The 20156-nt window shown below is 33.2% G+C and carries 22 protein-coding genes; 5 read left to right on the top strand and 17 right to left on the bottom strand.

Annotated elements, in window-relative coordinates; all coding sequences use genetic code 11:
• Positions 1 to 21: 21 nt before the first annotated feature.
• Both C1X07_RS09235 and C1X07_RS09230 read right to left on the bottom strand, forming a co-directional pair.
• Positions 22 to 1272 carry an aspartate kinase gene (locus C1X07_RS09235; protein WP_103069725.1) on the bottom strand — a complete coding sequence of 417 codons (1251 nt, stop codon included), beginning with the start codon at positions 1270 to 1272 and terminating at the stop codon, positions 22 to 24.
• Between the two features lie 45 nt (positions 1273 to 1317).
• Positions 1318 to 1797, bottom strand: coding sequence for a GNAT family N-acetyltransferase (locus C1X07_RS09230; protein WP_103069724.1), 480 nt, complete (start codon positions 1795 to 1797; stop codon positions 1318 to 1320).
• Between the two features lie 179 nt (positions 1798 to 1976).
• Here C1X07_RS09230 and fbp point away from each other — a divergent pair, with 179 nt between their 5' ends.
• From fbp to C1X07_RS09205, 5 genes are all read left to right on the top strand, one after another.
• Positions 1977 to 2972 carry a class 1 fructose-bisphosphatase gene (fbp, locus tag C1X07_RS09225; RefSeq protein ID WP_103069723.1) on the top strand — a complete coding sequence of 332 codons (996 nt, stop codon included), beginning with the start codon at positions 1977 to 1979 and terminating at the stop codon, positions 2970 to 2972.
• Positions 2973 to 3179: 207 nt separating this feature from the next.
• Positions 3180 to 3533, top strand: a complete 354-nt coding sequence (locus C1X07_RS09220; protein ID WP_103069722.1) for a fructose 1,6-bisphosphatase — start codon at positions 3180 to 3182, stop codon at positions 3531 to 3533.
• An 18-nt stretch (positions 3534 to 3551) separates the two neighbouring features.
• Complete coding sequence (locus tag C1X07_RS09215; RefSeq protein ID WP_103069721.1) at positions 3552 to 4376, top strand: cell envelope biogenesis protein OmpA; 825 nt, start codon at positions 3552 to 3554, stop codon at positions 4374 to 4376.
• On the top strand, positions 4363 to 4857 hold the full coding sequence (locus tag C1X07_RS09210) for a Rab family GTPase (protein WP_103069720.1): 495 nt from the start codon (positions 4363 to 4365) through the stop codon (positions 4855 to 4857). Before C1X07_RS09215 ends, C1X07_RS09210 begins: the two co-directional genes overlap by 14 nt.
• 2 nt (positions 4858 to 4859) lie before the next feature.
• Complete coding sequence (locus tag C1X07_RS09205; RefSeq protein WP_103069719.1) at positions 4860 to 6401, top strand: ATP-binding protein; 1542 nt, start codon at positions 4860 to 4862, stop codon at positions 6399 to 6401.
• Positions 6402 to 6444: 43 nt separating this feature from the next.
• On the opposite strand, the gene C1X07_RS09200 is transcribed toward C1X07_RS09205, so the two are convergent.
• The 15 genes from C1X07_RS09200 to C1X07_RS09130 form a co-directional block, all read right to left on the bottom strand.
• Positions 6445 to 6876 (bottom strand): tellurite resistance TerB family protein, encoded by a 432-nt coding sequence (locus C1X07_RS09200; RefSeq protein ID WP_103069718.1) that lies wholly within the window; start codon positions 6874 to 6876, stop codon positions 6445 to 6447.
• Between the two features lie 156 nt (positions 6877 to 7032).
• Entirely contained in the window at positions 7033 to 8049 is a 1017-nt protein-coding gene (locus C1X07_RS09195) for an acyltransferase (RefSeq protein ID WP_103069717.1), read from the bottom strand.
• 121 nt (positions 8050 to 8170) lie between these two features.
• The gene (locus tag C1X07_RS09190; protein ID WP_103069716.1) at positions 8171 to 9301 is read right to left on the bottom strand and encodes a type II secretion system F family protein; all 1131 of its coding nucleotides are present in this window, start codon (positions 9299 to 9301) and stop codon (positions 8171 to 8173) included.
• Between the two features lie 3 nt (positions 9302 to 9304).
• Complete coding sequence (locus tag C1X07_RS09185) at positions 9305 to 9769, bottom strand: PulJ/GspJ family protein (protein WP_103069715.1); 465 nt, start codon at positions 9767 to 9769, stop codon at positions 9305 to 9307.
• Positions 9766 to 10080 (bottom strand): hypothetical protein, encoded by a 315-nt coding sequence (locus C1X07_RS09180; protein WP_103069714.1) that lies wholly within the window; start codon positions 10078 to 10080, stop codon positions 9766 to 9768. The genes C1X07_RS09185 and C1X07_RS09180 overlap by 4 nt, the downstream gene beginning before the upstream one ends.
• On the bottom strand, positions 10068 to 11312 hold the full coding sequence (locus C1X07_RS09175; protein WP_128755233.1) for a hypothetical protein: 1245 nt from the start codon (positions 11310 to 11312) through the stop codon (positions 10068 to 10070). Before C1X07_RS09175 ends, C1X07_RS09180 begins: the two co-directional genes overlap by 13 nt.
• A gap of 29 nt (positions 11313 to 11341) precedes the next feature.
• Positions 11342 to 11809, bottom strand: coding sequence for a hypothetical protein (locus C1X07_RS09170; protein ID WP_103069712.1), 468 nt, complete (start codon positions 11807 to 11809; stop codon positions 11342 to 11344).
• Positions 11810 to 11815: 6 nt separating this feature from the next.
• Positions 11816 to 12745: a fibronectin type III domain-containing protein gene (locus C1X07_RS09165; protein ID WP_103069711.1), complete on the bottom strand. Its 930-nt coding sequence runs from the start codon at positions 12743 to 12745 to the stop codon at positions 11816 to 11818.
• A gap of 2 nt (positions 12746 to 12747) precedes the next feature.
• Entirely contained in the window at positions 12748 to 13482 is a 735-nt protein-coding gene (locus tag C1X07_RS09160) for a hypothetical protein (protein WP_103069710.1), read from the bottom strand.
• A 27-nt stretch (positions 13483 to 13509) separates the two neighbouring features.
• Positions 13510 to 14028, bottom strand: a complete 519-nt coding sequence (locus tag C1X07_RS09155; RefSeq protein WP_103069709.1) for a hypothetical protein — start codon at positions 14026 to 14028, stop codon at positions 13510 to 13512.
• Positions 14012 to 15223, bottom strand: a complete 1212-nt coding sequence (locus C1X07_RS09150) for a hypothetical protein (protein ID WP_103069708.1) — start codon at positions 15221 to 15223, stop codon at positions 14012 to 14014. The genes C1X07_RS09155 and C1X07_RS09150 overlap by 17 nt, the downstream gene beginning before the upstream one ends.
• Positions 15223 to 17490, bottom strand: coding sequence for a type II secretion system protein GspD (locus C1X07_RS09145; RefSeq protein ID WP_241507223.1), 2268 nt, complete (start codon positions 17488 to 17490; stop codon positions 15223 to 15225). The genes C1X07_RS09150 and C1X07_RS09145 overlap by 1 nt, the downstream gene beginning before the upstream one ends.
• Positions 17491 to 17495: 5 nt before the next feature.
• A complete protein-coding gene (locus tag C1X07_RS09140; RefSeq protein WP_103069707.1) occupies positions 17496 to 18914 on the bottom strand; it encodes a GspE/PulE family protein in 1419 nt (472 codons plus the stop codon).
• Complete coding sequence (locus tag C1X07_RS09135; protein ID WP_103069706.1) at positions 18911 to 19393, bottom strand: hypothetical protein; 483 nt, start codon at positions 19391 to 19393, stop codon at positions 18911 to 18913. Before C1X07_RS09135 ends, C1X07_RS09140 begins: the two co-directional genes overlap by 4 nt.
• Positions 19393 to 19803, bottom strand: coding sequence for a prepilin-type N-terminal cleavage/methylation domain-containing protein (locus C1X07_RS09130; protein ID WP_103069705.1), 411 nt, complete (start codon positions 19801 to 19803; stop codon positions 19393 to 19395). Before C1X07_RS09130 ends, C1X07_RS09135 begins: the two co-directional genes overlap by 1 nt.
• Between the last annotated feature and the right edge of the window lie 353 nt (positions 19804 to 20156).

The following is a 20156-nucleotide window of genomic DNA, read 5'->3' as shown; positions in this document are numbered from 1 at the left end:
ATCATTGAATTGGCTTTCTTTTTATCTCGAAACCATTTGATAAGTTTCTCTGGTAATTTGCTTTAACAAAATTTCTTTTCCTTTTTCTAAAGACATAATTGCATCATCTGTAAAGTGCCTAACAGTAAACAAGGAAACATTTGTATTATAAGTAACCCTAAATTTTGCCTTAAGTTTCTTTAGAAGTTCTTCAAAATGACCAAATTTATCGTCTAAACATACAGAAAAACTTATCGCAGAGTTTTGAATAAGGTCAACTTTAATATGGTATTGATGAAGAAGACTAAACACATGACTTATACTATCTTCTACAATGAATGAAAAATCCAAAGATGAAAGTGATAATAAAATTTGATTTCTCTTTACAATATAGCAGGGAAGATGTGGATCCAGCGGCTGTCCTTTTTTAACAGAAGTTCCTTCGTTTTCAGGATTTAGAAACGATTTAACATACAAAGGTATTTCTTTGCGTTGTAATGGCTGGATCGTTTTTGGGTGAATTACTGATGCACCGTAGAAGGCAAGTTCAATAGCTTCTTCATAAGAAATATGTGATAACAATTGAGTTTTATCAAAAACCCTTGGATCAGCATTGAGTATTCCTGGTACGTCTTTCCATATACTTACACTATTTGCATTCAAGCAATATGCAAAAATCCCAGCTGTATAATCACTACCTTCCCTTCCTAGAGTCGTGGTAAAATTATCTTCATCAGACCCAATAAATCCTTGGGTAATGCTAAGTTTACTCTTGTTTACTTTTTCTAATATAATACGTTGAGTCTCGTCCCAATTTACTTCGGCATCCCTGTACACATTATCTGTTTTTATAAAATCCCGAGCATCTAACCAATCATTTTCATATCCACTATGATTCAAATATTCACTCACAATTGTCGTAGAGATCAACTCCCCATAGCCAACAATCTGGTCATAGATATAATTATATCGAGTAGATTTATTTCTATCGAGTGTTGTTTTCATATCTAAAAACAGCACTTCTATTTTTTTAAAAATCGGATGTTGCTTATTTTCAAAAAGCGCTTCTAGGATTTGGCTATGATACTTTTTCAGATCACTAATCAATGCATTGAGATCATCAGCTTCAGAAAGATATGCTTCAACAATCTTTTCTATTGCATTGGTTGTTTTTCCCATAGCAGAGATAACAACTACAAGGCTAGAGGCTCCTGTTTTCTCAAGTACTGCAAGAACATTTTTTACTCCATCAGCATCCTTTACAGAAGCTCCTCCAAATTTAAAAACTCTCATTAACCAGGTTTTTTTAAACACTATACTACAAGATATTCAGATTTTTTATAACTCTGCAACAAACTTATTTACTCCTTCTTTATCCATCTGAACCAGATACCAATCTTTCAAAAGTTTTGCACCACTTTTTTCATAAAAATTAATTGCAGGAGTATTCCAGTCCAAAACAACCCATTCTACCCTACGCACTCCTTTTGATTGTGCATATTTTAACACCTCTGCATATAATGCACTGCCTAAACCGGTTCCTCTCATAGACTCTTTTACAATAAGATCCTCGAGGTGAATGGATCTTCCTTGCCAGGTAGAAAATCGATAGTACACCAGCGCTATACCAACTATTTCATTCTGTACTTCAGCGACAAAACAATGAAACAGCGGCTGATCCCCAAATCCCTCTTTAACCAGATCTTCAACAGTTATCTCAACTGCATCTGGTTCTTTTTCATAAATAGCAAGTTCTCGAATCAATTTCAGTACCTGATCCATATCCTGCTCTTTGGCATCTCGAATTATATATTTCATCTAAAGAAAAGTTTGTCAAAATTAAAGAATCTGTATCAGAAATTAATCATTTTTTTCCATGTTATACTTTTAGGTTATGTATTTTTATTATTCTTCAGGAAGTTTAAGAATTTAAATTCCCGAAAACGTTATAGTTACTTAAAAAATAATACTTTTGCACCAAATAAAACTCACTATAAATGGCAAGAAAAAATCAAACTCTAGGGGAATTTATTATTGAAAATCAAAAACATTTTCCATATGCTAGTGGAGAGCTTTCTCGTTTGATCAACTCGATTCGATTAGCTGCAAAAATGGTAAATCACGAGGTTAACAAAGCTGGCTTAGTTGATATTACAGGTGCTATTGGCGAAACCAATGTGCAAGGAGAAGATCAGCAAAAACTTGACGTTTTGGCTAACGAAACCTTTATCAACACTCTAACCAATAGAGAAATTGTATGTGGTATTGCTTCTGAAGAAAATGATGATTTTATTACTATAAAAGGTCAAAAAAATGACCATCGCAATAATTATGTAGTTCTAATGGATCCTTTGGATGGTAGTTCTAATATCGATGTCAATGTTTCGGTTGGAACAATTTTCTCTGTCTATCGTAGAGTAACTCCAACAGGAACTCCTGTAACCTTAGATGATTTTTTACAGCCAGGTAACTTACAAGTAGCAGCAGGGTATATTATTTACGGAACCTCTACAATGCTTGTTTACACTACAGGTCATGGTGTAAATGGTTTTACATTAAACCCTGCACTAGGAACATACTACTTATCGCATCCCAATATGACCTTTCCAGAAAATGGGAATATATACTCTGTAAACGAAGGTAATTATGTTCATTTCCCGCAAGGAGTTAAAGACTACATCAAATACTGTCAGGAAGAAAAAGAAGATCGCCCGTACACCTCTAGATATATAGGTTCATTGGTTAGTGATATTCATCGCAATATGATTAAAGGAGGAATATATTTGTACCCTAGCACTTCTAAATCTCCCAACGGAAAGCTTCGCCTACTATATGAGTGCAATCCTATGGCTTTTATCACAGAACAAGCTGGAGGAAAAGCAAGCGATGGACATAGACGAATCATGGATATAAAGCCATCCGAATTACACGAACGAACACCTTTTATCTGTGGCAGTAAAAATATGGTAGAAAAAGCGGAGTCATTCATGTAGTTATTCTTGATACAATTATTTTAATTGTATTTTTATAATAATGTATACCCCAAAATAGATTGAGGCTAAACATGTAACGTAATCCTTTGTCAAAATAAAGACAGTTACCATGCTAGATTTAACATAATCCGTTATTATCCTTTATTTTTAACGTTTTTATGTTAATTTTACGTAAGTTCACAATTAAGAATCTAACACACAAACAAAATGGCTAAAGAAAATAAAGCTGTTGAAGAAAAAGTTTCTGATGATCCTTCTTCAAAAATAGAAGCAATAAAAAACCTGATCTTTGGAGAAAATATTGCTGCTTATAATTCGGAGTTTGAAAAAGTAAAAAATGATATTGCTTTAAAAAAGAAAGAACTTGAAGATTTTATAGATGATACTCGCAAAGAACTGAATCAATCTATTGACAATTTAAGTACCGATATAAATATCAGAATTACCGAATTAGAAGATAATTTAACTGATAAAACCGAAGTACTAGAAGCTAAAAAAGTAGATAAAAAGGTACTAGGAGATCTCCTTATCAATCTTGGTGAAAAAATCAACCAAAAATAATCCAATCTATCCAAAATTATGGAAGAGCAGGATAAACTTAAAATTCTTAAAAAACTTCTTCTTTCCGAAGAAAAAGAGTTTGCCGATTCCATTGCTCAAAAAGTCGAAGATCTTACCAAAATTGTTCATCAAAAGGAAGAACTCTCCCACAAAGTTGATCCTATCATAGATGATAAACTAGATGAGTTTATACAAGAAATCCCCACAACCTTGGGCCCTACTATTACCGAAGCTCTTAAAGAAGAAATTAAAAACTCTCAAGATGCAGTAGTAGAAGCATTGTTTCCAATTATTGGAAAGATGATCAAAAAATATATCGCTCACGAAATGAAATTGTTGAGCGAAAATATAAGTAAAAAAACAAAACAAGCGTTTTCTTTTAAAAATTGGTTTCGTAGAACCAAAGCAAAGGTTCAAGGAATTAGCCAAGGAGATCTGGTCTTAAGCGATTATGCCAAACCCAGATTAATTCAATTGTTTGTTATCGAAAAAAACTCAGGCATATTACTCGCAGATTTTAGCCCACTATCAGATGACACCATAGACAAAGAGATGGTTGCTGGTATGCTTACTGCTATAAAAAGTTTTGTAGAAGATGCTTTTCAAGGTGGAGATCAAAATCTAGAGCTTATAGAATATGAGTTATATACAATCCATATTCAAAATTTTTATTCGTATTATGTAGCTGCAGTGATTTCTGGAGCTTATAATATGATGTTCAAAGAAGTTTTGGAAGATCAGATTATAGATTTTGCCAAAAACCATATTTCCAACAAAGAATTAAAAAACAGTACCCTTTTTACTAAAAAACTAAAAAAATATTTCGCAGATGAAATTGTCTAAGAAAGTAGTGCTTATAGGACACTTTGGTGTCGGAAAAACGTCCCTTTTCAGGCGTTTTATGGACAACGAATTTTCAGAAGAATACAAAGTTACATTAGGAGTTCAAATAAAAAAGAAAGTAATTGAGCTACCTGACGGAAGAGAACTATCCATGATTATTTGGGATACCGAAGGTCATTCTAACAGTATTGAAGATACCCGAAAATCATACCTTCTAGGATCTCATGCATTTATATATGTCTTTGATGTAACTAGAGAAGAAACATACGCAACCCTGCATAAAGACCTTGAATACCTTAAAAAAAATCACGCCAAAGTCCCTGCCAAAATACTTGGAAATAAACTGGATTTGGTCAACGAAAAAGAAATTGCCCAGCATCTTACATCACAAGAGATCCATTTTGATTGTTTGACAAGTGCTAAAACAAATAAAAATGTTCAAAATTTCTTTTCCGAACTGGCGAAAGAAATAACAAAGTGAGTATGACAAAGCATCAGGACGACCATTTGCATTTTAATCCACAAGTACAAATTATCAAGATTTCTTATGATGGCACCATAAAAGAAACAGACAATAATTTCTTTAACTGGAAAAAAAATACTTCTGTTTTTGACGCCCATCCCTTTTTTGAGATCTTAAGAGAGCTTGAAAGGAACAACGATACCGATAAAAAAGCACTAAATTTTCCTTGTATACATTTAGAAGATAGTGAAGTAGCAAAAATTTGTGATGTAACATTTACTATAGAAAAAAAAGAAATCACCATTATTCTTTTTGACTATACCACAAAGTACAAAGACTTAAATCAGATAGCGCAACAAAAAAACGAATCCATTCTACTATCCAAACAACTTGAACTCAAAAACAAGTATTTACTGGAAAAAGAAGAATTTAAAAATAGTTTTATTGCAAATATTAACCACGAAATAAGAACTCCTCTCACAAGTATATTGGGCTTTGTAGAAGTTCTTGAAAAAACGAAATTAACTTTTGAACAAGAAGAACTTGCACGAATTATAAAGAGAGAAAGTCTACACCTTAATTCCCTTATAGATGACATGATTGATCTATCAAAGATTGAATCAGGAAAACTTAAGGTTGTTGAAGAACGCTTTTCTTTTCAGAATTTGATTGATGGATTTAGAGAGTCTTATTCTAAAGTTGCCGAAGAAAAACAAATCACTTTTGAGACAACTATAGACCCTAGCATACAAGAATATCTAATTGGAGACAGAACTCGAGTCTATCAAATCATAAATAATATTCTTACCAATGCTTTTAAGTTTACAGAAGAGGGAAAGATTACTTTTTCGATAACCAAAAACTATCAACGAACCAACAAAACTAGTCTTAATTTTAAAATTGAAGATACCGGTATTGGTATTATGCAAGAGAATATACCTCACCTATTCGAACGATTTACTCGATTTGATACCGATAAGCGAGTTTCAGGAACGGGGCTTGGGCTTGCTATAGTTAAAAACCTAGTGGATCTTTTAAATGGTGAAATAAAAGTAAATAGTGAACCAGAAAAAGGAACAACTTTTAACATTAAACTTCCTTTTAAGTTCGAGGTTATAAAAACTGCTCCAAAACGAAAAAAGAAGAAATACACACTACCTAAAAGTAAAAACAAATTTAGAATCTTAGTCGTAGAAGATGAAGAGATAACACAATATCTCATTATGAAAATACTAATTTCTACCGGTAACTTTTTTGTTGATATTGCTATTAATGGTCAAGAAGCTATCAATTATATCGAACGCCGCAAATACGATTTGATCTTAATGGATCTTACCGTTTCGAAAATAGACGGCTATCAGGCCACGCACATGATTAGGAATAATTATGGTGACAAATTTATATCCGAAGTACCTATTATAGGTTTTTCTGGAAAAGCTAACGAAACAGCAAAAGACAAATGTATAAGAGCTGGAATGGATGATTTTATTGCCAAGCCTTTTGAGCAAGAAGAGTTAATCTACAAAATCACAAAACAGATAGCAAAAAAGGCTGCCGATTAGGCAACCTTTTTTTTATATCGAAAACAATAATAGTTATTTACTATTATTTATTCATGTTTTTAATTTCATCGGCAAAAGTGTCTCCGTCCACTCCTTCATCTACTAGATTTAATGCTTTATCTACAACGTATTTCACATTTTCTGATCTAAATCCTAAACCAACACTTAATCTTTCTAATAAGACTACCTGACCTTCTCCTTTAACATGATCTGCATATACCATTTTTGCTAAATCATGTAATCGCTCCAATCTACTATCGTAACTCGTTGGAGGATTTACAGGGTGACTATTATAATCTTTTAAAATCTCTTTATAATCATTTTCAGAAATATCCAGTCTTCTGGCTAATCTATCCAAAAAGGCTCTCTCCTCGTCAGTAATCACCTCATCACTCATCGCTACTTTTACAATTGCTGCAAAATGATCTTGATTTCTCTTCTGAAATCCACTATCAAATAAATCAGATATTGACATCATGTATTTTTATTTATTTTGCCGCAAATATAACTAATCTACACGCCTTTTAAAATTTAAAACCGCCCTTTTTTAGAGTAAAACACGCTTTGCATTATCATAAGTACTTATAAAGGCTTCAAAATTTATTTCTAAGTATACTATTACACCATTTTATTATCCAGAGACATATCTTCCGTACTTGATTTTTCTAACCAAATAGACAATTGTTCCGGATAAAACTACACAAATTCCTGTCACCAAAGGAATACTTATTACAGGAGTGGTTAACTCCCAATTAACACCTATCTTATCTAAAAGTGATAGTATCAAAACATGAACCAAATAAATCCCAAAACTATGATCACTTATAAATGAAATTATTCTTACAACAACCTTATTTCCAACAATATATGTTTTAAAAAACAAAAAGACACCAATCGAAACCATTAGTATATTAGGAGTTAGGTATCCATAAAAATATTCGTGGAACAGGTTTTCTTGATCTGATATATAGTACGTGCCGTATATTGTAATTGCTACACCTACAACAATTAACATAATTGGCACATACAATCTTGTCATAGTAGTATTACTCAAATAATACCCTAAAACTATATATCCAATAAATCCTGTAAAATTAATCAATGTAATTTGGGGTAAATAATTTCGAAAAACAGGAACTCCATAGGTAATTGTGACCCCCCATATTAGAAGAAAGTACAACACTTCTTTCCTAGACGAATATTTTATCCATTTCCTTAAAACGGGAATAAACAAATACAGCCCAAGTAATGTATATACAAACCATAAATGATATTCGCTTCCTTGAAAAAGACCTTTTATCACTTTTCGAAAAAACTCATATAGTGTAAAAGAATTATCTCCAACAAAAAAAGTATGATAACAGATGTATATCAAACTCCAAAATACCAGAGGAGGAATTATCCTTAAAAATCTTTTTATCAAAAAATCTTTAAGGATATAGTCTTTACTTAACAACAAAGCTCCTGTAAGCATAAAAAAAACGGGGACACAAAATCTAACGATACTGTCATAAACATTACCAACCCACCATATTTCATTAGAAACCTCTCCAAATTTATATAAAATAGGAGCAGACACATGAACTATAACCACTGCAATAGTCGCTATTGCTCTTGTATTATCTAACCATACTTGTTTGTCCTTCATAATTAATTCTAAACTATGATTAATTTGAACAATTCTAAAAACACTCTCTTATTTTAACACAATGATTCTTGCAGAATTACAAAAGAAACTATCTCACCAACTCAGTCATAACACCAATAATTTATCCAATCACGCTACTAAGTCTAAACATTGGTAAATACATGGCAATAAGAATCACGCCAACGATAACCCCTACAAATAAGGTCAATATTGGATTAAGTACATTAGAGATTACTTGTGATTGATATTTTACCTGCTGATTATATTGTTCATTCAATTTCTGAAAAATAAACTCTGTTTGATTCGTTTCCTCAGCCACACGAACCATAGCAATCATTTTTTTATCAAAAATCGGGCTTTTGGCAAAAGAAGCACTTAATGCATCTCCTGCCAAAACCATTTGCTTCGTCTTATGTAACCCTTGCTGAAGAGGGTAAAAACTAATCATGTTTTTTACCAAGTCAATACTTTCTACCATAGGAACCTTTGCCGATGTTAACAAAGAAATTGCCTGAGTGAATTGTGCCATATAGATTTTTCGGAAATAATTTCCCAGGATGGGAATTTTCAATTGCACACTCCCTAATATTTTGCGGTACCATTGCTTTTTGGAAACAAAGAAAAACACTCCAATACAAATGACAATTGCTCCAAACAACAAAGCCCCATGGTCACTTATAAAATTAGAGAAATTAATAATCCCTTTTGTAACCCCTGGTAGATCTACATTGTTTTGTTTAAATATATCTACAAACATTGGTACAACATAACGAAGCATAAAAGCAATAACTATCATAGCGGTACACATCACAATAATTGGATAGGTAAGTGCTGCAACTATCTCTCTTTTCAACTCATTTTTACGTTTAAAAAAGTCACTAAGTTCTAGAGTGATTTGTGCTAACTCCCCTGTTTGCTCTCCAATTCTTATAGCATAATACTCATAATCAGTAAAATTTTTGTCATTCTTAAGGATTTCAGAAAAAGGAGTTCCAGTAACCAATTGAGAAAGCATGGATTTCATTAATTTCTGATCTTTTTCTTTTTTTTGAGTATCTGATAATAATTCCAAACCGCTTCTAAGATCAATCCCTGATTTTAAAAGCACACTAAGTTCTGCATACCATTGCTCCTTCTTTTTGGTATTAAATGCATTTCCGAATAAGGTAATCTCCTTGGTTAATATCGATGAAATATCAAAAGAGCTTTCCCTTGTATCTTTCTTTTTGGTATTTGAAATTTTTATCCCCATGCTTCAGAAATGTATTGTAGGATCATTATGTTTAAATACAAAAATGCGATGTAATTCTCTGGTATTATCAAAAGTTAATTTTATAGCGTCAACGTTTCCTGCATTTACAGCTTTTCCTTCAAAATAAAACTCTTTTTCTTTTATCGTTATTGGATAGGTATGAATTACTGTGGTAATACTATCCTTAAAGAATTGGTAGCTTCGCTCATCTATAGGAGAAAAAACTTCTAATGTATTTTCTATCGGGTCCCATGTTGCAGAAGTGAATTTATTAAAATCTATCGTTAATGCTGTTTCAAATGATTGTATTTGTTCTTTATATTCATAATTTTCACTAATACTTCTCATATTATTTTGAACTACTGTTAATACCGAAAATGCCAAGCCCGCCACTATAGCCGAGATAACAATAACTACCATAACCTCGGTAAGGGTAAAGGCTCTTATTTTATAGTTCGGTTTTATCATTTTATAAACAGTTTTTTTCTGTTTTCGATATTGTTTTTAGTATAAGATAAAATAGCAACATCTTCAGTTGATGTAATTACAATCTCCCACCCATCAAAATCTTCTGCATATGGTAACTTTACTTTTTGATGAATAAAAAGATATTCCAACTCTTTTACCCGGTTTTCTATAGCACTATGATCTTGTTTTATCTGATTATTAAAAATATTATTAAAGCTTAAACTAGCAATCATAAATACAATAATAATCAATACAGAAGCAGTAAGTACTTCTATTAAGGTAGCGGCTCTTATTTTTTTTAGTACAACCATTTTGCAATAGTATTTTTAGAATTTACAAAAGGTAATCCAGCATAATCTACCACAGGATTTATTAAGATTTTACCATTATAAATATGATTGAGATATACAGAACCAGACTGCCGAGCTATATATTGACGTGCATATAAAGAACCTAGTACTTTTCCCTGAAAATCTATATTTCCTTGACAATAGGTCTCTCCTACAATCTCTACATTAGGTGCTATCTCCAAGTTTGTTTTAAGACGTCTTTTAGCCTTTTTATCTTTGTTTTTATTCAAATACACTATCACTCCTTCTATCATCGTTCCTTCTTCAATCATAAAATCTGGTTTATCATTTTGCAACTGATTATTCTGTGAGTTACTATAAACAACCTTTTGATCCAAAAGTATCATCGCAGAAGGGTAAGACAGGTGACACCTCTTACCAACTTTAATCTTCTTAGTAGCAATCCCTTGAAAACTGCCGTTTACTCCATTTTTTATAATGATTTCGGGAGCGATTAAAACTACATCCATTAATTGAGTTTGAGATCCAACAACAATTTTTGTTCTCGATTGGATGACTATATTCCCTGTTATTTTTTCATCTTCCAGAAAAATTGGGTCGGCATTATAAATAACGTGAACAGGATCATGAAATGAATTTTTAAGCTCTTTTTTCAGTGCCATGGACTCACCTTTATCGATTAGCACCCCTTGCGCCAGTCCTTCTAAATATGTTATCCAATCTGGTTCTAACTCCGGAAGTATTGTTTTGCTTTTGAGTACACGACCATAATGCAAAGCACTACCCTGATAATAATTCCCCGAAATATTTCCTGCCTTAATCCCCTGTTTAGGGAGGTAACTGTTACCTTCTAATCGGGTATTACCTACAACGACCAAGGGAGAATTAGTCTCTTCTAAGTATAAATTCGGCGTTGTCTCCGATATCTTTACTCCTGTAAAGACCACTCTAGCTACTTTTCTATCATGCACACCAATTTCTGTATACTGTTTTAACCAAGCTCCATGATATCCTGACATTTCTTTTATTGTTCCGAGATTCTGTACAGTAACAATTGTATCTCCTGTTACAACACCATTATTCAAAGATTCAAATATCCTTGTATTGGATTGTTCAAAAGCTTGTACTAACTCTTTAGATTTGATCCTGAAAAAAGAGTGAACATGCGTGAGCAATAAAAAAGCACCTAACAATAATGCCACTAATACCGAAATGAGTATGGCAAATTGCATAGCCTGTGCTTTTATTTTTGAAAAAAACCTCAATTCACTATTTTAAATTCTTTAATTTTTCCTTTGTAACGCATTCTTATTGAACTCGAAAAGGCTTTCTGCAATGTTACCTCAGAAATGGTTTGTTTTAATTTTATAAGCTGATCATTACCATTGATCTCTATCAAATAAATCGCATTAGCATTACCATGACCAGACACAACCCCTTTGTACCTAATCGTGGGCCAAACCAAAGGGTTCTTTTTCACTATCTTTTTTGATTTGCTTACTTTCTTTTTAGGTCTATACAGAGTTCCTAAAAAGGGATCTCTCTCTACAGCGTCTAAAATAAATTTTTCGCGCTCTTTGGCTTCGATTGGAGCTACTGATATATCTCTTGTATCTACAACAACGGGGTCCTCATCAGAAAATGCTCCCACTACCTGAAAGATAATAGCTCCCCAGATAACCGCCACCAATGGTAATAAAACATATAAACCTTTTTTACCTTTTAGCATGGTTTTTTAATTTATCGTAAAACGTAATACATCACTAGATTCACTCTGATTACCAGCTTGATCAAATGCTTTTAAAAACCAATAATAGGTAGTACCAGCTTCAAGATCAATGTCAGAAGGTGATGTCACCTTGTCTTTGGTAGCAAGCTGTGTTAACTGTTGATCTTTATAAATATAAATACTATCAAATTCTGCGGTTCCTTCTACAACCTCTCTTGTCCAACTAAAAGTTACTGTAGTTGCTGATTGTGATGCATCATTAACAGGAGCTGTAGCCACAGGCTTCTTAGGATTTTTACTATCTACAGTCAATGTTCTTGTGGTATAGAGGGTACTTTGGGTATTATTTTCTGCACGTACCTGCCATTTGGTTACTCCTTCAGGAAAAGTAATAGAGAGTGAAGAGTTCGTAGTGGTTTTATCACTAATAACCTCATCGCTTTCGTTTAATAATTGTACTCTATAAAGTGTAGCATCAGTAACTGCTTGCCATTGTAGATTTGCAGCTGTGGCATTTATAATTCCATTATTTTGTGGAGCTATTAGTAGCACCTCTCTAGCAGAAAAATCTTCACTTTCGATCACAGTAAAACTTGCTGTAGTGTATGAGGTATTAGACCCAGAATTCTGTGCTCTCACTCTCCATTGATATCCATTTTTAACCAAAGTAGTATTAAAACTTGTAGTGGTTACAGTGGTATCAACCACAACCTGAGAGGCATTCTCAAAATTAGGTTGCGCTAATTGCAAACGATACTCTGTAGCCTGATCTACAGCTTCCCAGCTAAAAGTCACCGAGGTATTTTCTACTGTTGCTCCTTCAGAAGGGGCAATCAGAATCGTTTTTGCTTCTGTTAGGTCCTCTTCAAAAAGAACCTCTTCGCAGCCCATAAAAACTATAAAAAGAACTCCTAAATATATTTTGATTGTTTTCATCTCTAAAGTTTAAAATAATTCATTTTCCCTTTTGCTTTTTCTGCATCTCGATAAGCATTTTTTGAGCAAGAGGTTTTTTCATCAATAATATCTACCATCTTTATTTGTTTTCTATCATTTTCTCCCCAGCAGAAAAAAGATAATTCGTAAGCAAAAATTGTAGTTTCGGCAAAACTAATCGTTTTGTAAAGCTTCCCTTCTTTAACAAGAGATATCTGATATTGCTTATAAGAGCTATCGCTCAAAAAAATTGCCTCTGCATTATTGATTTCTTGTATAAGCACTTTGGGTAACGCTAAAGACACTAAAGTAACAATAGCTGCTTCTTTTTGGCTTTTCAGATAAGTCAAAGTTTGCACATTATAATCCTTTTGCAACTCTTCAATAGTACCAACCCGGTCTAATATCTCTAAGGTTAAAAATCTGGGCTTACTCTCTAGAGAATCTACATATTTTATCCCTTGTGAATTATCCTTATCAGCCTTTAAATAGGTATTAAAAGTCATTTTATTAAAATCTACAGAAGTACTGTTTACTCTAACTAGTTTTTTATATTCTGGTATGGCTAAAACCTGAAATTCTGAACTATACACATCCTCTTCATGCAATCCTATGACTCCTAGAGCGACGGGATTTTTAGCAGCGGTATGCATTACCTCTTTATTTATTTTTACACTATGACATCCTATACAACAAAACGCCAAAATTATTGTAAAACAGTATATTTTATATTTCATGATATCGTTCTTCTTCTATTTATAGTATTAATTGAGACGTTGTAGTAACACCCTGCATTGTAAGTATGTCGCTCCTGTCCTAAAATTTTTCTTTTTTTCAAAATGTACCTGAACAATGTTTCCAAAACTATATTGTTGTTCTAATGCATATATCACCTCTATCAACGCTTTATAATCGCCTTGCAAAACAAAATCATAGGTGGTAGTCTCTTCTTTTGTTGCTTCATCATCATAAATATGTGGCTCTTCAAATGCAATAACCTTAATTTTTGATGTATTAGACAAAGTGTTTAACGTTTTCAAGAGGTTATGTTGCAAAGAGCTTCCCTCGACATTGTTTTTTGCCAAAATAGCTTCTAACTGCTGTTCCTTTTTTGTCAATGCCGCTAACTGCATAGGTGCGGCCAGGTACTTTTCTTTTTCATACTCTAATTTGGACACTTCAGAATGTATCGCAAATGTTTTAGCAAAACCAAAACGGTACGCAACAAATAGCACACATAACAGACCGACAATCAACACTATATTTTTAGTTTTTTGTTCCATCTGATTTAATTCTTAATGTTAATTCAAAATCGGATATGTTTCTTTTATCCAAACCATATTGTATTATAGTAACTGTATCTACAAATGACAATCCTTCTATTCCCCTTAACCAGATCGTAAAATCTGATTTATCGGTTGATTTACCTGTTACAGATACTATCTTATCCTTAAGCAGTATTGCTTTATCTTTTCTGATAGGCTTTGTTAAAGGTTGATACACAAATGATGTTAACACTATTGTAGAAGGCTGTATTTGTACAATTTTATTAATGTAATTAGAGCTTTTAGAAAAACCTGTAGTTAATATACTTTGTACCAGCGCTTCCTTAGTCTTTACTTCAGATTGTTTCTTCGTAATTTGATCTTTTTGAGTTGTATATACCTGAAGTTCTTCTTGTAGCCCTTGCCATTTTTTATAATTCGAATTGAATACAAAAAAGTTAATCAGTAATGCAATCAAAAGAAAGCCTATTCCTATCTGTAACGTGTTTTTAAAAAACCTAGATTCTGCATATTGCTTATATAACTCCTGGTTTTTAGTTTCCAGATTCCCCGAAATTGTATTATCACCCATCACTGTATCCAAAGCTATCGCCAATGGCAAGGTATGTCTTGATGTAAAAACAAGCCCTTCAATACTGTATTGTTCTTCGGTATTTATTGTGCTAGTTGTTATAGAAACTACTTCACTATTACTATAATGTACTTCTGCCCCTTGACTTTTTAAACTCTCACCATTACCATACTCTGATAATGCTGTCATTTTTAATGCCCCCAAAGAAATAGAAGTAACTTTGAATCCTTCTTTTTGAAATTCTTCGATAAGGGTATCGATATGTTTTTTTCTACAGACCGCAATAAAAGATTTTTCTGTGGTACGTAGTATCTGATAATAAAAATCATTAAGATTAAGGTTAGGAAAAGCTTCTGCTACTATCTCTGCATCGGTTCCTATATGGGCAACTTCTTTAGACAATATTTTGTCATCGGTAATCACCAAACTTAATTCGGAAGTTTTCAAAAACTTAGATAATTCATTATAATGCTTTACTGCAAAAGTTTGAGTTATATCAAGCTCTCCCTTTTTTTGCATGAGTTCAAGCCCCAGAAATATAGGTTCTCCATTATGATGTGAATGCTCTAATGTCACTAGTGTTTTCCCAAAGGGATTATATGTTGATAAAAAATCCCTCATTAATAAAACACTGTAGGTTTAATAATTACGTTCAGTTTTTTCTTAGAATCTTCTCTCTTTCGTTTACTAAATAGCCATTTTAAAACAGGGATACGAGACAGTAACGGAACTCCCGACCCCGAGTCGTTCTTTACTTTTTGCTCTATTCCACCTAGAATTGCTACATCATTGGCTCGCATTCTCATAATCGACGAAAACCTACGACTATTAATATCGGGGGGAGCATTCTCGGCAATACGATCTCCACTAAAACTAGATTGAATCACTTGTATATCCAAAGTGATCTGCCCGTCACCCGATACAAAAGGTTTAAATTCTAATGCCAGTTCTGCATCAATAGGAAGATAATTCACTACTTCTGAAGTTTGCGGAATCTGCGACCCAAAAAAGTTCTGATTTGTTACTGCATAATAGGTAGTTTGCCCACTAGACAAATATGCCTTATGCCCATTTAGAGTACTTAGCTTGGGAGTAGATAATATTTTTACATTACCATTGGTTTCCATCGCTTTGATATCCATATAAAAATTTGGCACTACGTTTCCTAAATTTAAGGATCCAAAGCCATCAAAACCGCCGATCACTCTATTTATTGTTGTTGCTCCCAATGTAATATTAGCATTAGGAAAGGTTGTCCCCTCTGTAGTAACAGGCTCTTTACCGATACCAAACTCCACTCCTGTTTCTACAGTAGCCGAACGGTTGACCTCTAGGATCATTACTTCAATTAATATTAACGGAACTGGTTTATCAATATATTTTATAAACTTTTTAAATTTTTCTACCCTAGTACCAGAACCACTGACAATAAAACTATTGAGTTCGGTATCTACTTTTATATCTAATCCAGCAGTAACAGTTATAGGAAAAATATCTGAAATAGAACTTGTCTGTGTTCCATTAGAAGAGGATGAACTTGTATTTCTAAAAGAAGAACTACGTTGATTTCTATTAATCCCATTTTGATTAATCCCGGCACTTGATCCTCCAGAGAAATAGTTAATCCCTCCTGTTGCAAAATTAGAAGACCCTCCCCCGGAGCCAGAGTAATTTGCATCTCCTAACATCACTATAGAACGATGCATCATCTGTACCATTTCAATTTTTTTGAGAGACAATTGATCTTCTGTACCAAAATAATAGACATTCCCTTCTCTTTTAAAAGTAAATGCTTTTGATGTGGTTACTGCATTGTTTTGTACATTTTGCTGTCCGTTAAAATTATTGGTATTCCCTTGATTAGATGTATTGCTTTGACCCGAAGTCATATTGCTTTCAAAAATTTTCACCAATAATGCATCAAAAGAAATGGATTCTGCTTTTACAGTAACTTTACCAGCATTTTCTAGCGGAGAGGCAGTAAACACATCTAGGTTTAGATCTTCTGACAAGGTATAAATTACATTAGACACTGGTGTATCTCTTAAATCTACGGAGACTACTTTTGCTAGTGTATCTATTACTTTATACGAGAAATTAGATCGGCGTAGTCGATATCCTGTTGATCCGTTTCCTGAGTTTCCGGCTTGAGGAAAAGCGGCAAATTCATAAAACCCATCTTTTGTCTTATTATAATCCAGGTTATTAGCTTCTGCCAGTTTTTTCATTGCAATATCAAATGGGACATTGCTGATAAACAAATTTAATGTTTTGTTATTGAGCTCTGGAGTGAACAATAAATTCTTACCTGAAGCTTCTGTTATTTTTCGAAAAACCTTTGGTAAAGGATCATTATTTAAATCTGTTGATAGTGTAGTGCTAAGAACATCATACGCTACCAATATTTCTTTTTCTGTAGGAACAACCGCAGGTGGCACATAAGGTTTAATAGATAATATATTACCCGTAAATGCAATATCCAATTGATATTCTTTTACCAAAAACACTAATAAGTCCTGAACAGTAACATCGTTAAACCCGTTTACAACAGTAATATTATTAAGTTCATTCGACAGATTAATATTAATCTTATGTACCTGAGATACTGCTCGCAAAAAATTAAGTAATGAGGTATTTGATATATTTACATTTACTTTTTCTGTTAACCCGGGGATATCTACATTAAGAAGCTGCAACTTGTTCTCTATGGTAGAAACCCTGGTATTATTTTGCCCTTGATTCTGAAAATTTTCTTGTGCAGAAATTTGCATCCCTACCGCAAGAGCAAAAATTAGTATCAGTTGTTTTATTTTCATCTTTATTTTCTTAGTCCTTTTTAATTCTCTGATATGATTTGCTATCCATTTTGATGACATAGTCGATTTCATACTATTTAATTATCTGCCAGCAAAGCATACACCTCTTCTACCGAAGTTTCTCCATCGGCGACCATGCGTATGGCGTTATCTTGTAATGTGTTTATTTTTCGTTTTTCTATATAGGCATCTATCTGCAATTCATTATGTCGAATTGCTGTTTCTAATTCTTTGGTAATAGGCAGTATTTCATATATCGCTTTACGCCCCATATACCCCGTATGATAACAATGATTACATCCTACTGCGACATAGTGTTGTTCCATTTTTTTGGGGATTTCGAAACCCTGAGGAAAATCTCTTGTTTCTGCATGTTTCTTTGTTTTACAATGTGGACAAAGTTGTCTTACTAATCGTTGGGCGATACTCATGGCTATCGTATTAGCCAGTAAAAAAGCAGGTACTTTCATATCAATCAATCTGGAAATCGTTGCCCATGCAGAATTGGTATGTATAGTAGAAAGCACCAAATGTCCTGTTAATGCCGCTTTTATGGCCATCCCTGCTGTACGGTCATCTCTGATCTCTCCTACCATAATAATATCAGGATCCTGGCGTAAAAATGCTCGTAATGCTGCCGGAAAATCAAACTCGATATCTTCTCTAAGCTGTACCTGATTGATCCCTTGCAGTGTATATTCTATAGGATCTTCGATCGTAAGAATATTAGTAGTTTCTTTATTTAGTTCTTTTAAGGTAGCATAAAGAGTGGTCGTTTTACCCGATCCTGTAGGTCCAGAAATCAATATAATCCCTTGTGGTTTTTTTATGGCTTCACGATATTCTTCTATTTCTTCTTCTGTAAAACCTAAATCGTTTAGTGATACCTCCTGAGTATTGCGATTAAGCAATCTAAGTACAATTTTTTCTCCATACAAGGTAGGCATGGTAGATACCCTGATATCAAACTCGTCTGTTCCTTCTTTAAATGTGATTCGCCCATCTTGTGCTAATCGTTTTTGTGAAATATCAAGACCTGATTGTATTTTAATCTGGTTAACCAGCTGTGGATATTCGGTATTAGAGATGGTATACTGCTCTTTTAGTTTTCCATCTAATCGAAAGCGCACTCTACATAACTTCTCGTAGGGCTCCATATGGATATCACTACTGCCAAAATCCTTGGCTGTAGCAATCAGTTTTTGTAAAAACTGATCTTCGTATTGCAATTTTTCGCTAGAAGAAACAGTAGTTTTTCTATAATTAAAGGTTAAATAGGATTGTATCTCTTCTTTGGTTTCTAGCGCAATATCTACAGGACAACCTAAAATAATAGTCAACTCATTTTGTAAACCTTTTATATCCTGATTATCTGTTTTTAACTTAAGTACTCCTTCTTCTTTAGCAACAGGTACTATCCTATAATGAAATGCTTGATTGGATGTAATCAATTGCTTTAAATCTACAGGTATTTCATATGTTTTTACATTACTCATATCAGATATAAAGTTAAAATGTTAGTACTCCAATATGCTATACATATTACGCCTAAGAACACCGACATATACCCAGCGAGTGGAATTGTATTGTGTTTTGCACTTTTTTTTACCACTAACCATGCAACAAGTGAAAAAAGCAACGAAAACACCAATAGGATTATAAAGGTAACTGTTGGAAACCCCACTCCCAGAGCCAGAAAAAACAAAAGATCCCCCACTCCAAATACTTCTTCAAAAAAAGGTCGTTTTATTTTTATCAAAGTATATAAGTATAATATTCCCATAATAACAATAAGAACTCCCAGATTGATCAACACGGCATACAGAAAATTAATATGATTTACATTTTGATAATGTAAAAGACCTAGTAAGCCGATCAAAACAGGAAAGACAAAGCCATAGACTTTTCTATCTTTAAAATCTTGATAGGCAATTATCCCCAGAATACCTATGATTATTATTTTGACTAGAAGCATTAGTCCTTTATAATTTGTTTTGGACTACCGTCTTCACTGATTTCCCACACATTAAATACACCATCACCATCAAAATCCACTACAGCAGTTGCTCTAGCCTTAAAATTAGATATGGTAGCTTCTAATACCTCATAACTATAATTGGCAGTTCCGCCAGATTTTACTGTTTTTGGAGCCTCGTAATTAAGCTCTGTAAAATCCATAGAATATTTAGAATTAAGGTAACGATATTGGGTTTGCATATTACTGATCGTCTTAAGCTGAATTTTTGCTTCTTGCGCTTTGGTTTGCGCGATCAAAGGCAAAAAATTAGGCAATGCTATTAATAGCAATATTCCTATAATTGCCAGTACCAATAACATCTCTTGCAGGTTAAAGGCCTTTATTTTGGCGGGTAGGACTTTTTTCATTTATTTTTATTGTTTTTAGAGCCCGATAGGGCCTTTACATTTTTATTGGTTTACTAAATCTAATCATTTGCTTTATGAGCGCATTTTTAGGATGTATTCTAAAACATCTTCCATTCTAAAAAATGGTTGTAAAAATAAGGTTTAAAAAAAAATATAGTTCCATAAATCTTTATGACATCCTCTATTTATAAGCTTTAATTATTATTCAATCTCTGTCTTCTTCCCATGTTAATGATTCATTCTTTGGCTTTAATAACAGGTTAGCAACTATACTTATTTTAATATTGCTACTCTCGCATACTCTATATCATTAATAATAGTACTATCTCTTAATGTTACAACCTCTATATATG

The sequence above is a fragment of the Aquimarina sediminis genome (assembly GCF_002895435.1).
Taxonomy (GTDB): domain Bacteria; phylum Bacteroidota; class Bacteroidia; order Flavobacteriales; family Flavobacteriaceae; genus Aquimarina; species Aquimarina sediminis.
This window is presented reverse-complemented; position numbering and strand designations above follow the sequence as displayed.

Excerpts from the sequence above, each read along its gene's own strand:
- C1X07_RS09235 (WP_103069725.1), bottom strand. The coding sequence starts at position 1,272 with ATGAGAGTTTTTAAATTTGGAGGAGCTTCTGTAAAGGATGCTGATGGA.
- C1X07_RS09230 (WP_103069724.1), bottom strand. The coding sequence starts at position 1,797 with ATGAAATATATAATTCGAGATGCCAAAGAGCAGGATATGGATCAGGTA.
- fbp (WP_103069723.1), top strand. The coding sequence starts at position 1,977 with ATGGCAAGAAAAAATCAAACTCTAGGGGAATTTATTATTGAAAATCAA.
- C1X07_RS09220 (WP_103069722.1), top strand. The coding sequence starts at position 3,180 with ATGGCTAAAGAAAATAAAGCTGTTGAAGAAAAAGTTTCTGATGATCCT.
- C1X07_RS09215 (WP_103069721.1), top strand. The coding sequence starts at position 3,552 with ATGGAAGAGCAGGATAAACTTAAAATTCTTAAAAAACTTCTTCTTTCC.
- C1X07_RS09210 (WP_103069720.1), top strand. The coding sequence starts at position 4,363 with ATGAAATTGTCTAAGAAAGTAGTGCTTATAGGACACTTTGGTGTCGGA.
- C1X07_RS09205 (WP_103069719.1), top strand. The coding sequence starts at position 4,860 with ATGACAAAGCATCAGGACGACCATTTGCATTTTAATCCACAAGTACAA.
- C1X07_RS09200 (WP_103069718.1), bottom strand. The coding sequence starts at position 6,876 with ATGTCAATATCTGATTTATTTGATAGTGGATTTCAGAAGAGAAATCAA.
- C1X07_RS09195 (WP_103069717.1), bottom strand. The coding sequence starts at position 8,049 with ATGAAGGACAAACAAGTATGGTTAGATAATACAAGAGCAATAGCGACT.
- C1X07_RS09190 (WP_103069716.1), bottom strand. The coding sequence starts at position 9,301 with ATGGGGATAAAAATTTCAAATACCAAAAAGAAAGATACAAGGGAAAGC.
- C1X07_RS09185 (WP_103069715.1), bottom strand. The coding sequence starts at position 9,769 with ATGATAAAACCGAACTATAAAATAAGAGCCTTTACCCTTACCGAGGTT.
- C1X07_RS09180 (WP_103069714.1), bottom strand. The coding sequence starts at position 10,080 with ATGGTTGTACTAAAAAAAATAAGAGCCGCTACCTTAATAGAAGTACTT.
- C1X07_RS09175 (WP_128755233.1), bottom strand. The coding sequence starts at position 11,312 with ATGCAATTTGCCATACTCATTTCGGTATTAGTGGCATTATTGTTAGGT.
- C1X07_RS09170 (WP_103069712.1), bottom strand. The coding sequence starts at position 11,809 with ATGCTAAAAGGTAAAAAAGGTTTATATGTTTTATTACCATTGGTGGCG.
- C1X07_RS09165 (WP_103069711.1), bottom strand. The coding sequence starts at position 12,745 with ATGAAAACAATCAAAATATATTTAGGAGTTCTTTTTATAGTTTTTATG.
- C1X07_RS09160 (WP_103069710.1), bottom strand. The coding sequence starts at position 13,482 with ATGAAATATAAAATATACTGTTTTACAATAATTTTGGCGTTTTGTTGT.
- C1X07_RS09155 (WP_103069709.1), bottom strand. The coding sequence starts at position 14,028 with ATGGAACAAAAAACTAAAAATATAGTGTTGATTGTCGGTCTGTTATGT.
- C1X07_RS09150 (WP_103069708.1), bottom strand. The coding sequence starts at position 15,223 with ATGAGGGATTTTTTATCAACATATAATCCCTTTGGGAAAACACTAGTG.
- C1X07_RS09145 (WP_241507223.1), bottom strand. The coding sequence starts at position 17,490 with ATGAAATCGACTATGTCATCAAAATGGATAGCAAATCATATCAGAGAA.
- C1X07_RS09140 (WP_103069707.1), bottom strand. The coding sequence starts at position 18,914 with ATGAGTAATGTAAAAACATATGAAATACCTGTAGATTTAAAGCAATTG.
- C1X07_RS09135 (WP_103069706.1), bottom strand. The coding sequence starts at position 19,393 with ATGCTTCTAGTCAAAATAATAATCATAGGTATTCTGGGGATAATTGCC.
- C1X07_RS09130 (WP_103069705.1), bottom strand. The coding sequence starts at position 19,803 with ATGAAAAAAGTCCTACCCGCCAAAATAAAGGCCTTTAACCTGCAAGAG.